Below are 18408 nucleotides of genomic sequence, written 5' to 3' on the forward strand. Positions count from 1 at the left end.
CAAACTCAAAGAAAAACTCAGCCCGCGCGCTGCGGGCGGAACGTGTGAAGCGGGTTGCGCCAATCGATCCCGTCGAGCATGTAGGCGAGCTGCGCCGGTGATATGGAAACCGTGCCGTCCGCCGGCGACGGCCATAGAAACCGGCCCTTCTCGAGCCGTTTTGCATACAGCGACATGCCGAGCCCATCATGCCAGATAATCTTGATCAGATTGCCGCTGCGGCCGCGGAAGACATAAATATCGCCGGCATGCGGGTCCCGGCCCAGCGTCTCCTGAACCTGCAGAGCGAGGCCTTGCATCCCGCGACGCATATCGGTCCGGCCGACCGCCAACCAGATCCGCACCTGGCTCGGAACCGGGATCATGAAACGCCCAGCGCCTTCACCATCGCTGCCGCCAGTGTTGGCGGCGTGGTCAGCGGAATCCGCAGCCGCACCTTGCCGGCGACCTCCAGCTCGATCACCGCTGGGGATGCCGCCGGCCGCGAAACGGCGACAGGCTCATCGGGAGCCACGACAACTTCGGCAAAGCCCGTCTCGCGGGCTCTCATCGTGCGGCGCCACTTGTAGATCAGGCTGGTCGCGACATCGTACTGACGGGCCACCGCCGCCACTGTGGCCCCGGGCGCGAATGCCGCCGCCAGTATCCGGCACTGATCCGCTTCACTCCAACGACGCCGCCGCTCCGGCCCGGTCAATAACGTCATATGGCTCATGCTGTGCTGCTAACTTCGCTCGTAAGGACGACCTTAAGAGCGCAGCCTCGCTACCGTGCCATCCTCTCGCAAGGCGGCCTTCGCCGGAGGGTATCCGGCGGTCGGCGATCGAGCCGGTGATCGGCCACATCAAGGCCGAGCATCGCATGGGCCGCAACTACCTCGCCGGCCAGCAGGGCGACGCCATCCTGGCTGCCGCCGGCTACAACTTCTCCCTCCTGCTCAGGTGGCTGAAGGTTTTTTTGTCGCTCTTGATCGCTCTTTTCCAACTCCGGCCCAAGTCGGGCGCCGCTTAGGGGCCGGATTGTTCACGGTCGACTAAGCCGTTCGTACCGCTATGATTCGCGAGGGTTGAGGGATCTTCAGGTATTTTTGTGCCCCTTCAGACACTCGGCGATGCACTCGCTCAACAAAGCCATTGAAGGCATAAGCCTTGCCGATCCAGGTTCCGGCCAGGGGCCTGCGGAGCTAAGTAAGAGCACCTCATGCGCAACCTCAGAGACCGCCGATTTGTCACGCGTCGTTATTGCAAGCGTATGCGCTCCTCTGTCGCGGGCAGTTTTGAGAAAGGCAACGGTCTCCTCGCTCATACCTTCATAGGAGATGCCGATAGCAAAAGCCGAAGCATCCAGCCCGTGAGCCAGACCGCGAGCGATGTTCACAGTCCCGGTTGAATGCATCGGGATCCCCAGCCAGATCAGGCGATGTGATAATAACTCAGCGCAGATTGCGGAGACGCCCATACCAAAAGCTTCAACACGCGTGGCACTCTGTAGTCGCTCCGTCAGGCGCTCGATCTGGGCGTAGTCGAGAAGGCGAGCCGAAGCCGCAACTGAATGTTGGAGGGCCGCGCTCAGGTTGGCAATTTCCGGCCTTACATGCGTATCTTCAGTGGTGAGGTACTGTGTTAGTCGCCGGGCTTTATCGCGCTCAATCTCCCCGGTGAACGCCATCCTGAACTCGCGGAAGCCGGAGAAGCCAAGTGTACGGCAAAATCGCACAATCGACGCTTCTCCGCTGTTTGCCTGACGAGCGAGTTTGGAGATGGATATATCCCCAAGAAGTTCGGGGTTTTGGGCAATGAAATGCGCGATCCTGGATTGTGAGCTGGGTCCGCTCTTGACCAGATCATATACAGCATCCCGCACCAAGGTTGATGACCTGTCCGCGTTCTTGTGCCCCATTGCATCACCGCTCTCGCATGGGCGCGGGCGTAACTCGCCGACGCCGCTGCCAATCTTCTACATTGGGCAAAGCAAGCCTTTAAGCTCCTCCAAGTTCAGCAACAATGCCTCGGGCTCAAAGGTTCGGAGATCATTCCTCAGCTGACTGGAATGGTGGCGGGCGCCCCCGAACGCGCAGTAGCGCATATTTGCATTTCGCGCGGCATTAAGGCCGATGACGCTGTCCTCAATGACAAGGCACTCGCTCGTAGACACGCCCATGACTTCCGCCGCCAACAGCAGCACGGAAGGATCAGGTTTGCGGACACCGATGTCGTCGGAGGAGAAGAACCGTGAGCCTACAAGCCCCAAAAGATTAGCGGCTCTCATGCGGTGGATGAGTTCGAAACGAGATGTGTTGGATGCGACACAGAAGGGAATGGTAAGCCACTGGAGCAGTTCAATCGCGCCAGGTGTCGCCGATAGGCTCGCAGAGGCGGCCAGCTGGATCTCAACCCCGACCGTTTCCATGAAGTTCTTAGGCAGGCTTACACCGATAAAGCTTTGCAGACGCAGTTGTTGATCGTTCCGCTCAACACCGGAGAGCGTTGCCGTGATTTCATCCGGATGCACCTGGACACCTTCCGCGGCGAGTTTTGTCGAAATCACCTCCGATGCTAGGATTTCCGTCTCCGCAAGGGTGCCGTCAAAATCGAAGATGATCAGTCGAGGCCGAGGCCGATCGGAAGTCGTGATTGAGGTTGCAGCCGTCATTTCGGGTCACCGGGACGAATGACAGGCAGTTGATCAAGTCCCTCGTGACGATGGACGACGACATCCGATCCGTCCAACATGACGACATCGTATGAGGGCGCAGCGGCCACGAATATGGGCTTGCCATATTGTTCCCAGTCCAGAACGATATGCTGCGCCGTGCCACGGCTGGCAGTGAACGATATGCCCGACAAACTGCCTGCCGCAGCAACATGCCGATGACCAAAGAGCATGTGGCGGACCGATGCGTTTTTCCGAACGATGGAAAAGAACCGATCGGTCTCCTTCATGTCGCTCGTCTTAAAGCAAGGCACATACAAGTCCGCTGGCGTATGGTGCATAGCAACCAAGACTGGCCGGCCGGCGGCACGGACAAGCTGGTCTTGGAGCCATTCAAACCGGCCACCGTTGAGACAACCGAAATGACTGATGTCGTCCTTCGTGTCGAGCAAGACGACGAGCCAGTCGTGCAGGTCGACAACCGCCTGAACGAAGCCTTCCCCGCCGAAGACCCCTCGAAATGCGCTGCGGTCATCGTGGTTGCCGATCGTCAAATAGACGGGCAGCCGGACCTCCGACAAGATCTCGCGCAAGAGCACGTAAGCGGCAGGATCGCCTGTATCAGCAAGATCGCCGGTAATAAGGATGAGTTTCGCATCTGCGTGTACGCGCGAGACGTGGTCCAAGGTGTCGCGGAATCTCTGCGCCGGATCGATGCCGTAAAGCGTCTTGCCAGGGGCGACAAAATGGGGGTCTGTTATATGAATGATTTTTTGCATTGCTCCACACTTACATAGGCCCGACTCCGGGAGGAAGTGGGGCGAGAAACAGGTGTTGCGTTGGGTCACCTGATGGGGCCGTTCGTTGTGGTGACCATTTATATCAGGCCTTCCTCGGCCGAGAGAGCGACCCCGTGAGCAGTGCGGAACTCGATCTTCTCGGCCACATCCAGCTGGATCGATCCAGTTGACCGACGGCTGGCCAATGAATGTCGCGACTTCTAAATGCGTTGGGGTCGGATAAAGGGCCTCGGGGCTGGCATATTGCAGCACCCGGCCATGCTTCATCAATGCGACGCGAGCTGACATCGTCATCGCTTTGATCATGAGTGACATAGAGCATCGTCGCATTGAGCCGCTTGTTAAGCGCCACCAGCTTCGCATCGCTACCCTCAACTTTGCATCGAGGTTCGACATTGGTTCGTCCATCAGGAACAAGCCCGGTGCGCGAGCCATGGCCCGCGCCAGGGTGACACGCTGCCGTTGCCCTCCCGAACGTTGCGAAAGGCGTCTTTTCAGTAGATGATCAATCTCCACGATCGCCGTAGCTTCGCGAACTTTCGATGCGATTTCGGTCATCTTGGCTCGCCGCCCGACACGAAAGGCCCTACCATCGGCAATCTCTGCACCGCGCTAAGGCTCTCCATCACAAGCGGCAACGTGATGTTTTCCTCGACGTCATATGCGGATACAGGTCATAGCTCTGAAAAACCATTGCCGGTTGCGCGCTCGCGGAGTCAAGTGGTTCACAACTCGTCCGCCAATCGAAACAGTGTCGCGGGCCTGCGCCTCGAAGCCGGCGAACATCCGCAATAGCGTTGATTTCCCGCACCCTGACTGGCCGAGACACGAATGCTCGTGCTTGACCGTCGATAGCAATTTGTTTGAGCACCTCGGCCGAGCCGAATGCTTTCGAAACACCGTCATCAGTGAGCGTCGCTCCCATGTCGTTATCCCGCCTGTCAGACATCGTCGATATCGAATATTAGGGAGCTTTTTTTCGGATTTCTGTCAAGTGGAGGAAATTGCCGCGCGGTCGCCAGAGGAGGACATTTTTTGTGCGGTTGAGCGTCTGCCCGCGTATATCCCCGGCGCACCGGGCTCGAGAGTAGTCAGGTTGACGCCGAACTTTCGGATGCCGAAGATATCGCCGAGGGGTCTGCGAATTCGTCGCTCCAGCCTCGACGCGAACGGGGCTGGATACTGAATGGCGCACGGGCAGGAAGCGAGATCGCGACGCTGCCTGTCGCTGCACCGCCGAGTGCCGTCCCGCCGTGTTCCCTCATGCTACCTCCCCCCGCGCGCGCGCCGGTAGAACCACCGCTTTCGTTCCGACCGGCACGCGGTTGTAGAGATCGATGATGTCCTGATTGAACAGTCGAACACATCCCGACGAAACCATCGTGCCGATTGTGTGCGGCTCCACCGTGCCGTGAAGTCGATAAAACGTATCGTAGCCGTCACGGAACAAATAAAGCGCTCGTGGCCCCAGCGGATTGTTCGGGCCGCCGGGTATACCGTCCCTCAACGGTCCGTAGCGATCCGGTTCACGTGCGATCATGTTGTCGGTAGGGCGCCAGCCCGGCCACTCTTTCTTGGCCGCTATTGTAGCCTCGCCTTGAAAGTTGAAAGCTTCGACCTTCCCGACGCCGACGCCGTACCGCAACGCGCGATTGTTCTGCTGAACGAGGTAGAGGAAACGTTCGTTTGGGTCGACCACGACGATGCCTAGCGAATACTTCGAGACATACGAGACTTCCTGCCGAAGGAACCGTGGGTCAACCCGACTGAGATCAACCGCGGCGATGGGCCATGGCTCGCTTGTAATATCGTCCGATCCCGACTTGGCAAAGCGGCCATTCGCTTGGTGCAACAGGAGATCGACGACGTGGCAAGAATTTCGGTTCTCGGCATATCGGGTGGCGTAAGCACGCCATCGCGCACCACCGCGGTGGTGAGCGCGCTGGTCAAGGCCATCGCGCAGCGCACCCCGGCGGACACTGGCCTGATCGAAATCAACGAAGCGGCGCCCTCGCTGTTTGCGGGGCTGTCCCGTGGCACGCTCGGCGCGTCTGGCGAAGCGATCATCCAGCGTGTCGAGAAGGCCGACCTGCTCGTGGTCGGAACGCCGGTCTATCGGGCGTCCTACACCGGCGCTCTCAAGCACCTGTTCGACCTCGTCGATCATCGTGCACTGACGGGCAAGACCGTGCTTCTCGCGGCAACCGGCGGAAGTCCATACCATGGCCTGGTTCTCGAACATCAGCTCCGGCCATTGTTCGGTTTTTTCGGGGCCGTCACCGTCCCGACCGGCGTCTACGGCGCGCCCGACGATTTCGTCGATGCCAAGATCGTCGGCGCGGCGATTATCGAGCGCATCTCACGGGCCGCTACCGAAGCGTTTAATTCCAGTCATGCAAATGCTGCCGTCGCCACGCGCGTCGGTTGAAGCCAATCAAAAAGGGGAAACGAAACGAAATGACCTCGAATTCCGACAACGTGAAGTTCGCCTACTGGGTCCCGAACGTTTCGGGCGGCCTTGTCATCTCCAACATCGAGCAGCGGACAGGCTGGGACATCGATTATAACCGCAAGCTCGCCCAGATCGCCGAGGCCAACGGCTTCGACTACGCGCTCAGCCAAATACGCTTCACGGCCGGCTATGGCGCCGACAACCAGCACGAATCCGTATCGTTCAGCCACGCCTTGCTTGCGGCGACCACAACGCTGAAAGTCATCGCGGCGATCCTGCCCGGCCCATGGAATCCAGCACTGGCGGCCAAGCAGATAGCCACACTGTCGGAGGCCGATTCCAATATCACCCAGGCGCTGCGCGGTCATTTTGGGTTTGTCGAGGATGTCGTCAACAAGACGGCCGGCGAGAGCCGCAAACGCTGGACCGAGCGCATTGCCCACGGCGAGATCGCCGGCAATGCCTGGACCGAGATCGGTGATGCCAAACAGGACGTCTTCTCGACCCGCATCTCGAAGAAGGGCGACCGGCTGGTGCTCAACGGCACCAAATACTACACCACCGGCTCGCTGTTTGCCGACTGGATCGATGTTGGCGCGACGGGGCTTGACGGCGAAGGCATCGTCTTGCAGGTGCGTCGCGACGATCCGGGCGTCGATGTCATCGACGACTGGGATGGTTTTGGCCAGACGCTCACGGCCAGCGGCACCACGATCTTTACCGATGCCACCGTCGACCCCGAGGATGTCGTCGTCGACGATGACAAGTTCCGCTATGGCGCTGCCTTCTACCAACTGGTGCATCTTGCCACGCTCGCCGGTATCGGCCGGGCGATGGCCAACGAGACCGCTGCCGCCGTTGCCGCGCGCAAGCGTTCATACTCCAATGCTGCCGGCCCGCGCTCAAGCCAGGATCCGCAGGTGCTTCAGGTCGTCGGCCGTATTCGCAGCAATGCCTATGCGGCCGGCGCCATCGTTTTGCAGGTCGCGCAAGCCATCGAACGCGCTTACGAGGCACACTTCGCCGGCCATGCCGATTTGGAGGAAAAGGCCAACGCCATCGCCGAACTCGAGACGTCGCAAGCGGTGACGGTCGTTACGAATCTGGTTCTTGAAGCGTCGACGATCATCTTCGATGCGCTGGGTGCGTCCTCGACCAGGAAACCGATTGGCCTCGATCGTCATTGGCGCCAATGCTCGTACCCTGTCGTCACACAACCCACGCATCTATAAGGATCGCATCGTTGGCGACTACGCAGTCAACGGCACGCCACCACCATATCAGTGGCGGATCGGGCACAGCCCGTTGTAAGCCATGCACACGACCTTCAGCGCGATGCGCTGGCAAATCCCGGGTGTCGACACGGCCTACTTATAGGCCGTCTCTGGGGCAATAATCATTTGATCTACGCGGGTACAAATCAAAATCTACTCGCATTATAGATTAACAAAAATTCGCCGACGAATCTCCTTCGGCGATACGTGAATTTTCCCACCTGTCGCCGAAGGGGTCGGCGCTCTGGACAACCTCATCCGGAAAGGCGCCGCGACCCTCTGAGCGTAGAACGCTGGCCAAACCAAGTGCCCTATTCGCAAACCACACGGTACCGCTTGCCGGGCTCGCTGACGTTCTTGCAGACAAGCAGCTTGTGCGGCTCGGAAGAGGAGAGCGGAGGACTTGCGACCCGCGATGCACGTCTGTTTGATGTCTTGTGACTTGCCGCACGGCGCGGTTCGAGCCTTTCCGGCTCCTGTGGCGCAACCGGAAACACGCTGGTTTCGATCTGTGGCTGCTGCAGGGATGGCGGCTCTTTGTCAAAGAATCGCCTGGCATCAAGCGATCTCGGAATAACCACCGCACCATCATCGCTGCGCGCGCAGCCGCTGCCCAACAGTAAAGCCAGCCCCAGGAAAAAAGGCAGTATCCGTCCAAACATAAGCACAACCCTATACCCCGGCTTGCGGGTCGCCGACAACCGGCGCAATGGGCACGAAGAAAGGGCGGCATTCCTTGCCGCCCTTTCGAAATTGTCGAGATGCGAGGACCTTTAAAAGCCCATACCGCCCATACCGCCCATGCCGCCCATGCCGCCGCCGGGCATACCACCCGGCATGCCGCCACCAGCCGACTCCTTCTTCGGAGCCTCGGCGATCATGGCTTCGGTGGTGACGAGCAGGCCGGCGACCGAGGCCGCGTCCTGCAGAGCCGTGCGCACGACCTTGACCGGATCGACGATACCCATGGCGATCATGTCGCCATATTCGCCGGTCTGGGCGTTGTAGCCGAAGGTCGCGCCCTTGTTCTCGAGGATCTTGCCGGCAACGATCGATGCTTCCGCACCGGCGTTGGCCGCGATCTGACGGGCCGGAGCCTGCAGCGCGCGACGCACGATCGCGATGCCGGCGGTCTGGTCGGAGTTGGCGCCGGTGACGGTGATGGCCAGCGAAGCGCGCAGCAGGGCGACGCCGCCGCCGGGAACGATGCCTTCTTCGACGGCCGCGCGGGTCGCGTTGAGGGCGTCATCGACGCGGTCCTTCTTTTCCTTGACTTCCACTTCGGTCGCACCGCCGACGCGGATGACGGCAACGCCGCCCGCCAGCTTGGCGAGACGTTCCTGCAGCTTCTCCTTGTCGTAGTCCGAGGTGGTCTCCTCGATCTGCTGCTTGATCTGGGCGACGCGGCCCTGGATTTCTTCCTTCTTGCCGGCGCCGTCGACGATGGTGGTGTTCTCCTTGGAGATCGACACCTTCTTGGCGCGGCCGAGCATGTCGAGGCCGACATTCTCGAGCTTGATGCCGAGGTCTTCGGAAATGACCTGGCCACCGGTGAGGATGGCGATGTCTTCCAGCATGGCCTTGCGGCGATCACCGAAGCCCGGCGCCTTGACGGCAGCGATCTTCAGGCCGCCACGCAGCTTGTTGACGACCAGCGTGGCCAGGGCCTCACCTTCGACGTCTTCGGAGATGATGACCAGCGGCTTCGAGGTCTGCACGACAGCCTCGAGGATCGGCAGCATGGCCTGCAGGTTGGAGAGCTTCTTCTCGTGGAGAAGGATGTAGGCGTCTTCCAGATCCGCAACCATCTTCTCGGCATTGGTGACGAAGTAGGGCGAGAGATAGCCGCGGTCGAACTGCATGCCTTCGACGACTTCGAGTTCGGTCTCGGCGGTCTTGGCTTCCTCGACGGTGATGACGCCCTCATTGCCGACCTTCTGCATCGCTTCCGCGATCATCGAACCGACCGAAGCATCGCCATTGCCGGCGATGGTGCCGACCTGGGCAACCTCTTCCGAGGTCTTGATCTTCTTGGCGTTCTTGATCAGCGTCGCGACGACGTCGGCGACGGCGAGGTCGATGCCGCGCTTGAGGTCCATCGGGTTCATGCCGGCGGCAACCGCCTTGTGGCCTTCCTGGACGATCGACTGCGCCAGAACGGTCGCGGTCGTAGTGCCGTCGCCGGCGATGTCGTTGGTCTTCGAAGCAACTTCGCGAACCATCTGCGCGCCCATGTTCTCGAACTTGTCTTCAAGCTCGATTTCCTTGGCGACGGTGACACCGTCCTTGGTGATGCGCGGTGCGCCGAACGACTTGTCGATGACGACGTTGCGGCCCTTGGGGCCGAGCGTGACCTTCACCGCGTCGGCGAGGATGTTGACGCCGCGCAGCATGCGCTCACGAGCGTCGCGGGAGAATTTTACGTCTTTGGCAGCCATTTTTTACTCCTGGGCATTTCGCCCGAAATTCAGATTGGATGGTGCGGATGAAAGGCGGCGTGTCAGCCGATGACGCCCATGATGTCCGCTTCCTTCATGATCAGAAGGTCTTCGCCATTGAGCTTGACTTCGGTGCCCGACCACTTGCCGAACAGGATGCGGTCGCCGGCCTTGACGTCCAGCGGGACGAGCTTGCCGGCTTCGTCGCGGGCGCCGGAACCGACGGCGATGATCTCGCCTTCCTGCGGCTTTTCCTTAGCCGTATCGGGGATGATGATCCCGCCGGCGGTCTTCGCTTCGGACTCGACGCGGCGAACGACCACGCGGTCATGCAGCGGCCGGAAATTCGACTTTGCCATTTTAGGATTTCCCTGGTGCGGATGTTGAACGGTTCTCCGTTGCCGGAGCGTGGTTAGCACTCACCAGAAGCGAGTGCTAACGCGGCAGTGAGATAGGCCGTAGGCTCCTGCTAGTCAAGACGGAATAGGGACGGGCGAAGAGCAAACGAGCGTGGAAGCACCGAGCCCTTTACGTAAAGACGTCGGAGATCGGACATGGATGGGGCGGCTCACCATTTGTAGCTGAAGGCTTTATTCATTTGGCACGATTGGTGCAGCGGATGATCCGCAAACGTTCCGCGCGACAAATATGAGAGGTGAACGCCATCAGGACTCTTGCGGTTAACGGGTCCACTCGGTGTTTACGGTGTTGGCCGCCGCGCGGGCGCCAGGACTCCGGCCATCCCGATAGTCACCAATCCAATCTGCGGAGAACAGGAGGCAAGATGAGAGCGACAGTCAGCACGAACTCGAATTTGAAATGTTTGGCCAAAGCAACTGCCATCGCCTTGCTCTGGACGGTCACGGCTACATCGGCGGACGAAGGTATGTGGATGCCGGGCCAGACTGCGGAAGTGTGAGCGGCCATGCGCGCGGATGGGCTCCAGATCGATCCCGCCCAGCTGGGCCGTCTAGACGCTGACCCGCTCAACGCGATCGTATCACTGGGCGGATGCTCCGCCTCGTTCGTCAGTCCACAAGGGCTGGTCGCAACCAATCATCACTGCGTGTTCGAATCCATCCAATACCACAGCAAGGAGGGCCAGGACTATCTCACAGACGGCTTTCTGGCGAAGAGCCCTGGGTGAAGAATTGCCCGCGGCGCCAGGCAGCCGCATCTATGTGATCGAGGACGTGCGGGATGTGACCGCCGAAATACTCAAGGGCGTCTCGGACAAGCTGAATGGGTTTGCCCGCTATGAGCGGCTCGCCACGAACCGCAAGGCCCTGATCGCCGCATGTGAAGGACAGCCCAATCGCCGCTGCGACGTAGGGGCCTATTATGGCGGCGCCTCCTACTATCTCGTGCAGAAGCTCGAAATTGAGGATGTGCGCCTCGTCTATGCGCCTGCGCTCGGCATCGACAACTTCGGCGGCCAAACGGACAACTGGATGTGGCCTCGCCACACGGGCCACTTCGGCTTTTATCGCGCCTATGTCGCTCCTGATGATTCCTCCCGGCCATATGCGCGCGACAACGTGCCCTACCGGCCCAAGAACTGGCTGCGCATCGCCGCTGAAGGCGCCAGGATGGACATTCTGCTGAATTTTACCTGCGGCGCTGTTTCATGGACGCGCGCTTGGGCCCCCCATTTTCTATTGCCCGCCTCGGCTCATGCGGGGCGGGCTTCTTGGCGTTTTGGGAGATTTGTTCACCATGGTTCATAGTGGCGGCGCAACCGTCCGGCGAGCGCCTCACCTGAGGCTACATGGCGGCCGTGGAGATTGCCTCAGAAGCGGCGCCCAATCGGAAACCTTAGCACCTCCGCGTTTTGGCGTGGCTGCTTGAACTCTTCGACGGCAACCGCCTCAATCAACAAGTCCAAGGCTTCGCGTCCCCTTCGACTCATCGGGTCATCGCCACAAAGGTAGTCATACGCTCGATCTAAATGCACTCGGGCGGCGGAAAAATTGCTTGTCATAGGACCCTCTCTACCCGCCCGCATTGCCGTCTACGAGGTGAAGGTCGCGCCATCGTCAATATCTACAGACAAATTTGAATTAAATCGGAGATGATCGGGGGAGCCAGAGCGAAAAGAGGCGTGCGGCTCGAGCGAATTGCGAGGAAAAGGAAATGGCGCCTCGGCATGACTGACTCCGACTGCCTGAGCGCCGGCATCGCCTTTCAGTACGCGCAAGGGGAGCGTTCCGGTGGCCAGTGCTGCCTTGCTGGAACGGAGCAGGTGGGCTGTTCTAGCAACACGGTTTAGTGCCCGGGGTGCCAACGATGAACAAATGCGCAGGAACGCTCGATCGGGCGCCTTCGGCAGGCCTGAGACCCTACAACCTGTGCAAGTGCACAGGTAGCGAAGGTGAGCGCATTCAAGCACGTTTGAGTGTCGGCGCAATTTCCATGCCGACCACCAACGGAGATTTCTGCGATGACCAACAACATTGTAATGAAAGCGAGCGAGATTCCCGCCTTCGTCGACAAGATGATCGAGGCTGGCTGCGACATCTGCGCGATCGGTCACTTAGGCTATTCGGCAGGTGATGTTGACCGGAAGGTACCCTGGCGCAAGGTAAGAAGAATCGTAGAAGAGTTTGGCGATCGTGATCACCTGCTACCGGAGATCGTTGCCTATCTTCGCTCGATTGGCCGGTACATAGAACTCTCGTCGTCGACAAACGAGGGCCGGACACCGCACAAAACAGGCACTCGAAGTTGGAACGTATAAAGGACGGGTCGGATACGATTGTCGAATCCGGCTCCTTCACCGACAATGACGAGCTGGACTTCGGGACCGGTATTGACGCCAACGAGCTGTGGTTTGCCCAACAGGGCAATAACCTCATCTTCTCGTACTGGGCACCACGGACAAGGGTCGGTCAATGACTGTTCGCCGGGCAATGTCGTCGAAACTATCAAGTCCGGCGACGGCAAGGTGCTTAGCCATTCCGACGTAGCAACTCTGGGTCGCGGCCATGGCTGGTGTCGATCCGGCAACGTCGCACACGGAATTCGGCATCCAACCAAATTTGCGCGGTTTGGCGACGCCTAGCAGGTTGGAACCATCCCTGCCGCAATGCAGCAGTCCTGGTCGCTGATGAAAACAAGTCCAAGATGCCCGGTGGTGCGCTTCCACCGCACCACCGGGATCTTTGCCGCAGCCAAATGCAGAGAATCCAGGCGCGCGCTGAAAATCGTGAGAAATTCGATTTGAACTATGACAGCTGATAAAATGACCGGATTCAATTTCGATATCAATCAGCGCCCTCCGCCGGGGGCTGTCGGCCCGCATCGCGCCTGACGGCGGCGCTATGCTGGTGCTCCTACGGCCGCCCTGTTGGCGAGGGCCTTCGGGTCATCGCACTGTCACGCTTCGGCTATCCGCCTTCCCCCTCATGCTCAGTCCTAATCGATGCGATGGACGCCCCCCGAACGGCATCGCGATGTGCTGTCGTTTCCGACTCTGAACCATAGTTCAAAATCCGATAACCGCAGTTTACTGAAAGAATCCACAACTTCGTAAGCTGCGGCAGGAGAGAAAAAAGCAACACAGGCGAAACCGCCCGGTAGTTCCATAATATATCTTACGCGACTTTCACCAGTTATAATTAATATTTCTCCGCTATTCCAAGTATGTATGGCTCGTGTTTCAGGTATTCGATAGAGGAACTACGCCAAGTGTTGTGGCGGCCACTCCTACTCTAAGTCTCGATACGACGGATCGATATTACTTACCATCACCTCACCGCCCGATAAGACTGGACGGAAGACTCTGAACGCTTCTGAAACGCGGTCGGCGCCCCGGGTCAGACCATCAGCCTTCGCTCGCCTGGCCCTCTCCGCGCACTCACCTGTGCGGCATGCAATAGACTCCCTCGGATTCCATCAGTACCGCGCCACCCTTCAACTCGCTCAGTGCGCCGACCCACGCTTCCGAATAAGTGCGGCTGGCATCCACGGCCGTCAGCCAAAGAACGCGATTGTCGACCAATTCGACTTTAACTTCCTGCTGCAAAGGGCTTGCCTGTACGGTCTGTTGATAGTGGCGTTTGATCCGGACATTGCTGGCCGGGAACTCAGCTTCGTTGCTGCCGTAGTTCAGCACAAAGCCGGTGTGGTCCCCCGTCACTGAGCAACTGCCATCACGTTCACACACGATTTTGGCAGCGGTTTTACAGTCCCATTTCATTGAAGCGGGCCACATAGGATTGTCCACGCTTGATCGCGGCTTGTCGCTCTGACTAGCCGCCGTCAACACTGCGCCTGTGTTCATAATCATAGTGGACAGGAGAAGCGCCTTGAACACTACAAACCTCCGTGAATTGTGGCCCTCATAGTCCTCGTCCTGCGTGATGGCCTGGCTTATGGCATGTTGAAATTAAACCAGCTTTTCTGGTGTATGCCGTTCGCGTCGTCATACTCGATGACCCAGAGCTTTTCGCGCATCGGCCGAGAGATGGTGTAGTATGTGGAGCTGTGACCCGCGAAAGAGCTTCTATCGCTACCGGTAGTCTGGATTTTTGCCCGCACAAGTTTACCCTCGATCTCGATTTGGGCCTGTCTAGATCCGTTATCATGGTCTTGGCCGAAGCGGCTGTTCGTAAAAGTGACGGGCAGCGTGAGTCTGTCGGAGCTGATGCGGCAGATGTCCCGTTCTTGCCTCATTCCTGGCCGATCGGAGTCGTAGCTGCCGACTGCTTGCCAGCCTGATGGACAATCCTCATACTTCTCGAATCTAGCGGCGCTGGAGTTGGCTTGCGGACAGGTCGGCCAGTTAAAACCCGGAGCTTTCATCGCCGCAATCAACTTGTAGATTGGCGTGTGGCAAGAAGGAGTGCCCTGCCAATCACCGGACAGACAGAGGAGCACCTGGCAGCCCCATTCCGATGCCTGTGATTGGGATGGGAGAGCCGCGGCCCCCGCGACGGCGGCGGCACTCACCAAGAAACATTTCAGCATGGTCATAGCCTTTTCCTCGTTGCGATTTTGACACTTTACTATGGATCACTCGCTCGAAAAAGGACAGATCAAGAAGGCAGGTTTGTGCGACTACATCGATTTATGAAACGAGACGATGCGGGCCTAGTCGACAACCCCCTGCGCGTCAACATTGCGACCGTGCTGGAGCGGGAGAGAGCCAAGCGTGGCCTATCCCACATGCACATGGCCGAGCTCTTTCGCGCCCTTGAAGGCGAAGGGCTCGCTTACCGAACCTACATCCAGACCGTGCGGCAGAAAAATAATGTCACATTGACGACGCTGCAGATCATGGCAAGTGGCCTGCAAGTGTCTGTCGCAGAACTGCTCTCCGGCGGGAAAAAACTCCCCGACGGGGCGCATCAGTTGGACGAAACTGCGATCCGCAAGCGCCTTGCACACGTCATCGACATGGAGCGGCAACGACGCAAAATGCTTCGCTATGAGATGGCGAAGCTGATCGGCGTGGCGGAGGCGACATTCATGAAACTGGAGCGCGCGAGCGGCAACATCAGCGTGGACACGATTGCCGCGATCGCCAAGGCGTTGAAACTTGATCCACAGACGTTCCTATTTTGGGATAAGGTCCCGCCAACCTGATCTTCGTGTTATTGATGCAGCCTGACGCGCAGGCACGCCTAATAGAGAATTTGCTGGTGGAATGATCGGCCAAACGCCACACTCATGCTCGCCGGGCCGACTTTTCAGCACACGACAGAAACCGCTTCAAGCTCAAACCGGCCCACAAAATGTAAGGCGGCATGGCGAGCGAATAGTGACCACAGTTTAATTCCAAAATATTGGGCCTAGCTCCGGCGTCTTTCAGCTTCTGCATGAACCTCTCCGATAGCTCTGGCGACACCACTTTGTCTCTCTTAGCCAACACAACGTGAAGTTCGAGATCAGGCCGTGCCAAACTAAGTGCGTAATTCTCCAAGTTAAGCGGACTCCAGGCCCTTCTGAGATCGGTCAGCTCAATCTCAGGCTCAAGGCTATCGCGTATCGATCGTGTCGCGCGGCCCGTCCAAACCATATCCGCTAGACTCCCCGCCGTCAGAAACAACGAGGCTTTTGACACAGCCAGGTCGTGTGCCGCGACTAAGGCCGCAACCCAGGAACCTAAGCTCATTCCGAGAACCGAAATCTCTCGATAGCCTTGGCTTTTCAACCTACGTATGAGTTTTCGCCCATCCAACACCGCCTGCCTTACAGATTGGATCGTTCGACCGAGATTAGGGCTAAGCATATAGTCGGCGTGCACGGAGCCGGGACGGCTGCGCTCGAAGTGATAAGGCATAGCAATCTCGACAACCGTGATGCCATGCTGCGAGAAAAAGTTGGCAATCTTACGGTTCCGAGCGCTTGCATTCCAATGATGAAAAATCACCATCGCCTGATCGAATGACCCGCTTTCTGTGATTTTCGCCGAGACGACATTGTTCTGTTCGATATCAGTAGAAATGTGCGATGGAAATTTGAGCCACCCATCCAGCCTTTCAAAACCCTGATTACTCACACTCGGCTCATCGAAAAAGGCTGGATCAGCCACGGCTTGGTCCGCAAGGGCACAGAATTCCTCGATATTTGTTATCTTCTTCGCACCTGGAAAGGCGCGTTCCGCGTCAAGGACGAAATTCGTTGGTTTCTTCCCTTCCTCACCGCGAAGGGCCCGGCGTTCGTCCCAACGATCGAGCCAACTATGAAACACTCTGATTGTTTCCTAACTCGCTCGCTCGCCAGCGGCCTAATCCTGGATCGAACAGGCCGTATAGTGCGACTAGCACTGAAATGGCCAGAAGGGTCGAAAAGCCGGCAAACGCGTCGATCAACGAGTAGCTGACAACAAGTAACGCCACGACCGCCGACATCGTCCACAAAGGCGCATGAAATCGACCTCCGACACCTATTCGGATCGAGCCATACAGAAATACAAAACAGGTCGAAATAACGATAAGAAGGCTGCTGTAATGCGTCGGCATACGATAGCGGAACCCGGTGCTCACATCATTGCGACCTTGGAAAATCGAAGACATATCGCCGACCAACCACGACACAATATTCTCACCATTGGATGCCAGATAAGAGCTTTGGACCTTCATCCATATGGCGACCAGAACCCCCAAAACAGTACACCGAAAAACCCCACGCATCACTGTGAGGCCGGCTTCATTGAGCTCTTGCTGATGATCAACATGCGGCAGCTTCTTCAATCCGTCTCCAATTCGCCAAAGATCATGAACGACCGTATAGAGCAAAATGAGACCTGCGAAGAAAAGATAAAACACCAGGCACATGTACAGGTAAGCAATCCCCGTAAAAACGATTGTTTCGGGGACAGATATGACCTCAGGACGCACAAGAGCTATTTTTCCCCAATCCACAGCATAGTTGCCACCGCCCTTCATCAACGGGATCAAGGACACGCCGATCCATTGAAAAAGACCCGCGAACAGCAAGCAAATCAAAAAAACCGACCAATATGTGTACGAGGAAGCGTCAACGTTGCGCAACCAGGCGTCATCGCTTTCCACCTGATCGCCCTGCACTGCAAGCTTTCTGCGCCCCTCACTTTTCCAGAAGGCCAGCAACTCTATAACGAAGAAGAAAAACAGCGGTAAGAACACCATAAAGTCGAGTGTCCAATTTGCGGCCCAAAGGAATCCAACCTGCTTAACGAGCCCGTCCGCTCGCTCGTAGGTGACGTTGTGGATACCAATGATGTACGACAAAAAGCCGAGGGCGGTCATGCCGGCAAACACCGACGCCGGTAAATTCAGGGGAGATCCGTGACTAAAAAACGCCTCCGATTTCCTCGCCAAATTAAAACGCCGCCTCGGCCCCTTGGCGTCAGTATCCCGTGTCAGCTCTGCCGGGAAGTCCGTCTCGAAGGTCGCAGTCAGTGCCGTATCTGGAATCTCCTGTGCAACGCTGCTTCCGGCTCTCTTCCATTCTCGTCTCTTGGCCGATAATCGCGATTGCGCCGCACTAAGCTCCATCTGCCATTCGCTAGTTGCGACCGGATCATCACATCCAAAAATCCTCGCCAGCCAACGAATGTTGGCAGTGCTAATTCCCTTCTCGTTCTCTTGAAACCAAAGCTGCACCGTTCGCAAATCTACCCCAACCTGGTTGGAATGAATCTGTGAAATCGCCTCTGCGAGAAGCTCGGGCGTCCATGGGCCTGCAGGAAACCCGTCTTTGCCCAAAGGCCGACCCGCACCCGCCGCCGCCAGTCGTTTGAATAATTCTTTGAAATCACTCCCGTCTCTCGGCGGAGGGAGAAATAATTTTCCGTTCCTAAACAATGACTTACAGGCTCTATTTTCGTCCCATTTCGCTAGGCTTCGTATTCTATCGTGCCTTCGTCTTCAATCAACGTTTTTGTCAACCCGATTTTGCTCGGCACGGGAGAAGATCGAATGACGGGCGACCCGCTGGAGAGGCTGAACACGGTTGTTGCGTTGGAGATGTTTCGCAAACCGCCGGCCAAGGCACTGAACTGCCCGGGTCGGGCGCAGGGCGGGCGCCCACGGCGCACCTTCAGGCAGTTCCATGGTCTTCTGGATGCCGGCGACAGGGTCGACGCGGGTTGCTGGCAAGCACCATGCCGAAGGCAGTAGCACGGCAACCGGACATGCTCCCGAACCCGCGCCCGTGTCGAGCATCCCTTCGCCGAGCAGAATGACCGCATGGGACTGTTCATCCGCACCATCGGCCGGTCGCGCCCGCGCCAAGGCCAAAATCGGCATGGGCAATCTCGCTACAACCTGAAACGTTTTGTCTGGAGGCAGGGGCGGAGTGTGCCC

21 protein-coding genes and 2 pseudogenes are annotated in these 18408 nt (G+C 58.2%); 7 read left to right on the forward strand and 16 right to left on the reverse strand.

Annotation, left to right across the window (positions count from 1 at the left end):
- Window positions 1-17 precede the first annotated feature (17 nt).
- Together tnpB and tnpA are read right to left on the reverse strand one after the other, a co-directional pair.
- Window positions 18-365, reverse strand: a complete 348-nt coding sequence (gene tnpB, locus NKH05_RS30565) for an IS66 family insertion sequence element accessory protein TnpB (protein ID WP_023680052.1) — start codon at window positions 363-365, stop codon at window positions 18-20.
- Entirely contained in the window at window positions 362-706 is a 345-nt protein-coding gene (gene tnpA / locus NKH05_RS30570) for an IS66-like element accessory protein TnpA (RefSeq protein WP_353026862.1), read from the reverse strand. The genes tnpB and tnpA overlap by 4 nt, the downstream gene beginning before the upstream one ends.
- A gap of 104 nt (window positions 707-810) precedes the next feature.
- On the opposite strand from tnpA, the pseudogene NKH05_RS30575 reads away from it, so the two are divergent.
- Window positions 811-1011, forward strand: a pseudogene (locus NKH05_RS30575) (IS5/IS1182 family transposase); the annotation flags it as partial.
- A 66-nt stretch (window positions 1012-1077) separates the two neighbouring features.
- Here NKH05_RS30575 and NKH05_RS30580 read toward each other — a convergent pair.
- The 5 genes from NKH05_RS30580 to NKH05_RS30600 all read right to left on the reverse strand — a co-directional run bounded on the left by NKH05_RS30580 (window position 1078) and on the right by NKH05_RS30600 (window position 5304).
- The gene (locus NKH05_RS30580) at window positions 1078-1899 is read right to left on the reverse strand and encodes a MurR/RpiR family transcriptional regulator (RefSeq protein ID WP_352983236.1); all 822 of its coding nucleotides are present in this window, start codon (window positions 1897-1899) and stop codon (window positions 1078-1080) included.
- A gap of 57 nt (window positions 1900-1956) precedes the next feature.
- Window positions 1957-2652: an HAD family hydrolase gene (locus tag NKH05_RS30585; RefSeq protein WP_352983234.1), complete on the reverse strand. Its 696-nt coding sequence runs from the start codon at window positions 2650-2652 to the stop codon at window positions 1957-1959.
- On the reverse strand, window positions 2649-4010 hold the full coding sequence (locus tag NKH05_RS30590) for a metallophosphoesterase (RefSeq protein WP_353017837.1): 1362 nt from the start codon (window positions 4008-4010) through the stop codon (window positions 2649-2651). The genes NKH05_RS30585 and NKH05_RS30590 overlap by 4 nt, the downstream gene beginning before the upstream one ends.
- 99 nt (window positions 4011-4109) lie before the next feature.
- Window positions 4110-4358, reverse strand: coding sequence for an ATP-binding cassette domain-containing protein (locus NKH05_RS30595; RefSeq protein ID WP_353017835.1), 249 nt, complete (start codon window positions 4356-4358; stop codon window positions 4110-4112).
- A 355-nt stretch (window positions 4359-4713) separates the two neighbouring features.
- Window positions 4714-5304 (reverse strand): L,D-transpeptidase, encoded by a 591-nt coding sequence (locus NKH05_RS30600; protein ID WP_353017833.1) that lies wholly within the window; start codon window positions 5302-5304, stop codon window positions 4714-4716.
- A 15-nt stretch (window positions 5305-5319) separates the two neighbouring features.
- On the opposite strand from NKH05_RS30600, the gene msuE reads away from it, so the two are divergent.
- Window positions 5320-5880, forward strand: coding sequence for an FMN reductase (msuE, locus tag NKH05_RS30605; protein WP_353017831.1), 561 nt, complete (start codon window positions 5320-5322; stop codon window positions 5878-5880).
- A gap of 29 nt (window positions 5881-5909) precedes the next feature.
- Window positions 5910-7215, forward strand: a pseudogene (locus NKH05_RS30610) (LLM class flavin-dependent oxidoreductase).
- Between the two features lie 736 nt (window positions 7216-7951).
- Here the strand turns inward: NKH05_RS30610 and groL are convergent.
- Both groL and groES read right to left on the reverse strand, forming a co-directional pair.
- Window positions 7952-9616, reverse strand: a complete 1665-nt coding sequence (gene groL, locus NKH05_RS30615) for a chaperonin GroEL (protein ID WP_353026863.1) — start codon at window positions 9614-9616, stop codon at window positions 7952-7954.
- A gap of 62 nt (window positions 9617-9678) precedes the next feature.
- Window positions 9679-9975 (reverse strand): co-chaperone GroES, encoded by a 297-nt coding sequence (gene groES / locus NKH05_RS30620; RefSeq protein ID WP_352517372.1) that lies wholly within the window; start codon window positions 9973-9975, stop codon window positions 9679-9681.
- Between the two features lie 566 nt (window positions 9976-10541).
- Here groES and NKH05_RS30625 point away from each other — a divergent pair.
- Both NKH05_RS30625 and NKH05_RS30630 read left to right on the forward strand, forming a co-directional pair.
- Window positions 10542-10763, forward strand: a complete 222-nt coding sequence (locus NKH05_RS30625) for a S46 family peptidase (RefSeq protein WP_353017552.1) — start codon at window positions 10542-10544, stop codon at window positions 10761-10763.
- A gap of 4 nt (window positions 10764-10767) precedes the next feature.
- On the forward strand, window positions 10768-11343 hold the full coding sequence (locus NKH05_RS30630) for a S46 family peptidase (protein ID WP_353026865.1): 576 nt from the start codon (window positions 10768-10770) through the stop codon (window positions 11341-11343).
- 62 nt (window positions 11344-11405) lie between these two features.
- Here the strand turns inward: NKH05_RS30630 and NKH05_RS30635 are convergent, their stop codons facing one another.
- Window positions 11406-11597: a hypothetical protein gene (locus NKH05_RS30635; RefSeq protein WP_352509872.1), complete on the reverse strand. Its 192-nt coding sequence runs from the start codon at window positions 11595-11597 to the stop codon at window positions 11406-11408.
- 459 nt (window positions 11598-12056) lie between these two features.
- Here NKH05_RS30635 and NKH05_RS30640 point away from each other — a divergent pair, with 459 nt between their 5' ends.
- Window positions 12057-12353, forward strand: a complete 297-nt coding sequence (locus tag NKH05_RS30640) for a Y4lK-related protein (protein ID WP_353017548.1) — start codon at window positions 12057-12059, stop codon at window positions 12351-12353.
- Window positions 12354-12673: 320 nt separating this feature from the next.
- Here NKH05_RS30640 and NKH05_RS30645 read toward each other — a convergent pair whose 3' ends face one another.
- The 3 genes from NKH05_RS30645 to NKH05_RS30655 all read right to left on the reverse strand — a co-directional run bounded on the left by NKH05_RS30645 (window position 12674) and on the right by NKH05_RS30655 (window position 14590).
- Window positions 12674-12883, reverse strand: a complete 210-nt coding sequence (locus NKH05_RS30645; protein WP_352618989.1) for a hypothetical protein — start codon at window positions 12881-12883, stop codon at window positions 12674-12676.
- A 589-nt stretch (window positions 12884-13472) separates the two neighbouring features.
- Window positions 13473-13931 carry a hypothetical protein gene (locus tag NKH05_RS30650; RefSeq protein WP_352618987.1) on the reverse strand — a complete coding sequence of 153 codons (459 nt, stop codon included), beginning with the start codon at window positions 13929-13931 and terminating at the stop codon, window positions 13473-13475.
- Between the two features lie 56 nt (window positions 13932-13987).
- Window positions 13988-14590: a hypothetical protein gene (locus NKH05_RS30655; protein WP_352618985.1), complete on the reverse strand. Its 603-nt coding sequence runs from the start codon at window positions 14588-14590 to the stop codon at window positions 13988-13990.
- 96 nt (window positions 14591-14686) lie between these two features.
- On the opposite strand from NKH05_RS30655, the gene NKH05_RS30660 reads away from it, so the two are divergent.
- Window positions 14687-15202 (forward strand): helix-turn-helix domain-containing protein, encoded by a 516-nt coding sequence (locus NKH05_RS30660; protein WP_352618983.1) that lies wholly within the window; start codon window positions 14687-14689, stop codon window positions 15200-15202.
- An 82-nt stretch (window positions 15203-15284) separates the two neighbouring features.
- On the opposite strand, the gene NKH05_RS30665 is transcribed toward NKH05_RS30660, so the two are convergent.
- The 3 genes from NKH05_RS30665 to NKH05_RS30675 all read right to left on the reverse strand — a co-directional run bounded on the left by NKH05_RS30665 (window position 15285) and on the right by NKH05_RS30675 (window position 18351).
- Window positions 15285-16310 carry an RcgR family putative quorum lactone hydrolase gene (locus tag NKH05_RS30665; RefSeq protein ID WP_352618981.1) on the reverse strand — a complete coding sequence of 342 codons (1026 nt, stop codon included), beginning with the start codon at window positions 16308-16310 and terminating at the stop codon, window positions 15285-15287.
- Window positions 16300-17907, reverse strand: coding sequence for an RcgA family putative transporter (locus NKH05_RS30670; protein WP_353017545.1), 1608 nt, complete (start codon window positions 17905-17907; stop codon window positions 16300-16302). The genes NKH05_RS30665 and NKH05_RS30670 overlap by 11 nt, the downstream gene beginning before the upstream one ends.
- A gap of 63 nt (window positions 17908-17970) precedes the next feature.
- Complete coding sequence (locus NKH05_RS30675) at window positions 17971-18351, reverse strand: hypothetical protein (protein WP_353017543.1); 381 nt, start codon at window positions 18349-18351, stop codon at window positions 17971-17973.
- Between the last annotated feature and the right edge of the window lie 57 nt (window positions 18352-18408).

This window comes from Mesorhizobium sp. M1399 (assembly GCF_040317735.1).
Taxonomy (GTDB): Bacteria; Pseudomonadota; Alphaproteobacteria; order Rhizobiales; family Rhizobiaceae; genus Mesorhizobium.